Origin of the sequence: uncultured Cardiobacterium sp. (assembly GCF_938028185.1) — a bacterium.
In the GTDB taxonomy this organism is placed as follows: domain Bacteria; phylum Pseudomonadota; class Gammaproteobacteria; order Cardiobacteriales; family Cardiobacteriaceae; genus Cardiobacterium.
Window position 1 is genome coordinate 1 of record NZ_CALJAH010000165.1, and the last position, 3,512, is coordinate 3,512.

Annotated in this window: 7 protein-coding genes; all 7 read left to right on the forward strand. The window is 55.2% G+C overall.

Going from position 1 to position 3,512, the window contains the following annotated elements; all coding sequences use genetic code 11:
* The coding region (locus Q0349_RS04930) for a DUF1320 domain-containing protein (protein WP_298079768.1) at nucleotides 1-513 on the forward strand (513 nt) is incomplete at its 5' end.
* Between the two features lie 2 nt (nucleotides 514-515).
* Nucleotides 516-914, forward strand: coding sequence for a phage virion morphogenesis protein (locus tag Q0349_RS04935; protein WP_298079769.1), 399 nt, complete (start codon nucleotides 516-518; stop codon nucleotides 912-914).
* Nucleotides 895-1,347, forward strand: a complete 453-nt coding sequence (locus Q0349_RS04940) for a hypothetical protein (RefSeq protein ID WP_298079770.1) — start codon at nucleotides 895-897, stop codon at nucleotides 1,345-1,347. Before Q0349_RS04935 ends, Q0349_RS04940 begins: the two co-directional genes overlap by 20 nt.
* 3 nt (nucleotides 1,348-1,350) lie before the next feature.
* On the forward strand, nucleotides 1,351-2,106 hold the full coding sequence (locus Q0349_RS04945) for a hypothetical protein (protein ID WP_298079771.1): 756 nt from the start codon (nucleotides 1,351-1,353) through the stop codon (nucleotides 2,104-2,106).
* A gap of 74 nt (nucleotides 2,107-2,180) precedes the next feature.
* Complete coding sequence (locus Q0349_RS04950; protein ID WP_298079772.1) at nucleotides 2,181-2,705, forward strand: hypothetical protein; 525 nt, start codon at nucleotides 2,181-2,183, stop codon at nucleotides 2,703-2,705.
* 53 nt (nucleotides 2,706-2,758) lie between these two features.
* Nucleotides 2,759-2,917, forward strand: coding sequence for a hypothetical protein (locus Q0349_RS04955; RefSeq protein ID WP_298079773.1), 159 nt, complete (start codon nucleotides 2,759-2,761; stop codon nucleotides 2,915-2,917).
* A gap of 60 nt (nucleotides 2,918-2,977) precedes the next feature.
* Nucleotides 2,978-3,484 carry a thermonuclease family protein gene (locus tag Q0349_RS04960; RefSeq protein WP_298079774.1) on the forward strand — a complete coding sequence of 169 codons (507 nt, stop codon included), beginning with the start codon at nucleotides 2,978-2,980 and terminating at the stop codon, nucleotides 3,482-3,484.
* The last annotated feature ends 28 nt before the right edge of the window (nucleotides 3,485-3,512 follow it).

Genomic DNA, 3,512 nt, shown 5'->3' on the forward strand with positions numbered 1-3,512 from the left:
GTCGCTCCCCACGCGGGAGCGCGAATTGAAACAGAGCGCGTGATGTACGCCCAGCCGCAAGACATCATCGACCGCTTCGGGGCGCGCGAGGTGCGGCAGGTGCTGGAAAGCGACCCCGACCCGCAGAACGCCCGTCTCTTGGCGGCGTGCACGGATGCGGCTGCGCTGGCCGACACCTACATCGCCCGCGCCCATCCATTGCCCCTGCCGTCTGTGCCGGTGGCGCTGGTGTCGGTTACGGCCGACATCGCCCGCTACCGCCTGCACGACGACCAAATCAAAGAGGGCGGCGACACCGGGAAAACCACCATCCGCCTGCGCTATGAGGACGCCTTGCAATGGCTGGCCGACGTGGCGGCTGGCAAGGTGCAGCTATTCCCCGGCGACAACGACCAACGCAAACCGGACAGCCCGTTGCCGCTCACGGGCAATCACCGCATCGCTGTAGTGTCCAGCCCGGTCGTCTTTGACCAGGCGACGCTGGACAAGATGGACATGGTGCGCAAGAGGTAGCCATGCAGTTTGTCGTCTTCACCGTGGGAATGGATACCGCACTTCGCAAACTCAAGCAACTGGCGGAGCGGGGCGAGGACATCACGCCCGTACTGGATGAGTTGGGCGAGGATGAGGTTACGCGCGTCATGCTGCGCTTTGAAAACAGCGAGGCGCCGGACGGCAGCATCTGGGAAGACCTGAAAGTCCGCGCGGGCAAACCGCTGATGGATACCGGCCGCCTCTATCAGTCGGTCGTGGCGCACGTTGCCAACGACAGTCTGCAAGTTGGCACCAACGTCAGTTACGCGCCCTATCACCAGTTCGGCACAGAGCGTATCCCGGCGCGTCCATTTTTGGGCGTCTCGGATGACCTGCTTGCCAGCCTACAGGAGATAACCCTTGCCTACTTCAATATTTGACGTCAATGCCGCCTACGCGCCCATTGCTGAGCGGCTGAAAACGGTGGATGGGGTGCGCGCTGTCTGCGGTGCCAACGACCTCGCCCAAGTGATTAACGGCAAGACCACGGGGACGGACGGCTACGTCTATCTCATCTTTGACGGCATCGCGCCCAGGGGCGAGGCAGGCAATGGGCGGCACCAACAAATCACCGTTACCTACAGCGTCATCGTCGCCTCGCAGAACTACCAGCGCGACGGCATGCCCGAAGGTGTCGGCGAGCTGATTGGCGGCGTGATGCAAGCAATGGCGGGTTTTGCGCCGCTGGATGACGACCCGCGCTCACGGCAGACCCTGCACATGGTGCCAGGTGAGCGGGCGGTGTACGCCTACGGCTTGAGCCTCTACCCGCTTAAATACCAACTCTATCTAAATTTTCAATCTAAGGAGTAAATTATGGCAACGAAACTGCAACACGACGGCTTCATCGGCGAGGGGACGCTCTACATCCGCCGCCTTGACCGTACCGACCTCGGCATGGTTCAGGTGGGCAACGCCACCGAGTTGTCGGTGTCGATGGAATCAGAGGTTAAAGAGCGCATTTCAAAGATGCGCGGAAACTACGGCGCGGTTTTGAACACCGTCATTTTGCCGAAAGCAGGCGAGCTGAAAATTACGCTCGACGATTTCAACCAGGAAAACATGGCGATGGTTTTCCAGGGTGCGCTGAAACGCGAGCAAATGACCTCGCAAACGGTGTCTGACGAGCTGGTCGATGTCGATTTAGACCGCTTTTTGCAACTCAAACACGGCTATCTCACCGAAACCGACACCACCGTCAAAAAATCGGACGACACGCCGATTGCCGCCGAACACTACGAGGTGCATCACCGCCTCGGCATGATTAAGCTCAAGGACACGGCAGGTGTGGCTAAAGGCGACAAAATCAAGGTCAGTTACAAGACCGCAGACTGGGAAGCCTGGACCATCCAGGCGAACACCGACAGCCAAATCAAATGCGAGCTGGTATTGGATGGGCGCAACCGCGTCAATGGTGCGGACGTCAAACTGCACATCCCGAAGGCAACCTTGTCAGCGAGTGGCGCGTTCAACTTCTTCTCTGACGACTTCAACACCATTGAGTTGTCAGGACGCCCGGAAGTACCGGAAGGTCAGACTAGCCCATTCACGGTAACGATTAAGCCGAAATAATCCGCCGGTGATTTTTGTGTCGTCGCGGCATGATAATTGCTATTCTGTAAGCAATTTCATCACGAGGCTTTACCATGGTTGATTTCTTTGCATTGTGCGCTTTTAGTGGGCTGATTGCGCTCGTCTTTGGGCTGCGGTGGCCGAAAATCCTTCCGTTCCTGAGCGAGGAAAAATCGCGTTTCGATGTGTTCGCACGCTACGGTGGCTTCACCGTCGGCTGTTTTCTGATGGTGCTTATCCTTACCCATTTTGGGTTTGCGGACAGCGAGATGGCCAGCAAAGAAAGCTATCATGATGTTGTGCCAGCCAAACGGGAAGCCGCCCCGCCCACAGAGGAAGAATTGAAACATCTCGCTGATGAGCGGAAGAAGACCGAAGCGTTTGTCGAATGTCTCAATTTAGCCAAAAGCCAAGTTAAGTTTCCACTGTCCGTGGACGTCAGTACGCTAAGTGTTGTCAAGAGTCTTCGCGAGAATGGGCAAGTGTTTATCGCTATCCCATTCACCGCCGAAAACAGCTTCGGACAGCGCGTGAAAATGGAAGCGACGTGCCATGTTTGGAAAGGACATGAGACAAAAATCACTCTGCGACAATTATGAATCTATCACCCGGCATTGCCGGGTTTTTTAATGCCAAAATTTAGGAGTAACGAATGAAGATACGAGCAATTAAACCATTCACCCATTCCGACCGCTCATTTGCGGTTGGCGATGTTGTGGACGCATCCAATGCCGCTGGGAAATGGCTTATCGAGCAGGGGGTGGCCGTCGAGGTAGCGGTCGAAGCGAAAGAGGGCAAGCCGAAAGCATAAAAACAGGGATGGCATGGAACCTGCTTGCAGCGCCATGTCATCCCATCCCCGAAGGAAATCATGAAATACCTATCTCTCGTCATCGCCGCCCTATCTACCAGTGCAGCAGCATATGAGCTGGTTGGCAAAGCTATATATGTTACCGACGGCGACACCATAACGCTGTTAGACGATGCGCGTCAGCAGCACAAAATAAGACTGCATGGCATCGACGCGCCGGAACGCAAACAGCCGTATGGCGCGAAATCAACCGACCTGCTCGCGGGTATGGTCAAAGGGAAAGTAATCCGCGCTGATTGCACCGAACGAGATAAATACAATCGAAATGTTTGCGTGCTTTATGTTGGCGATATTGATGTCAATGCCGAAATGGTACGGCAGGGCGGCGCATGGGTTTATCGGCAGTATTACCCGGAAGATGGGGAATATTTGAAATTGGAAGCGGAAGCAAAAAATGAACAGCGTGGCCTTTGGAACACATCCGAGTATCAAAGTATCCCGCCGTGGGAATGGCGAAAGCAGCAAAAAGAAAAACGCAAGAAAGCGAAAGAAGCTGCAAAGAATTAAATAGCAGAATTTATTTAAGCCCCTATTT

Bases quoted from the DNA above. Each gene is read 5' to 3' on its own strand.
- Q0349_RS04935 (WP_298079769.1), top strand. From the start codon at position 516: ATGCAGTTTGTCGTCTTCACCGTGGGAATGGATACCGCACTTCGCAAA.
- Q0349_RS04955 (WP_298079773.1), top strand. From the start codon at position 2,759: ATGAAGATACGAGCAATTAAACCATTCACCCATTCCGACCGCTCATTT.
- Q0349_RS04950 (WP_298079772.1), top strand. From the start codon at position 2,181: ATGGTTGATTTCTTTGCATTGTGCGCTTTTAGTGGGCTGATTGCGCTC.
- Q0349_RS04960 (WP_298079774.1), top strand. From the start codon at position 2,978: ATGAAATACCTATCTCTCGTCATCGCCGCCCTATCTACCAGTGCAGCA.
- Q0349_RS04945 (WP_298079771.1), top strand. From the start codon at position 1,351: ATGGCAACGAAACTGCAACACGACGGCTTCATCGGCGAGGGGACGCTC.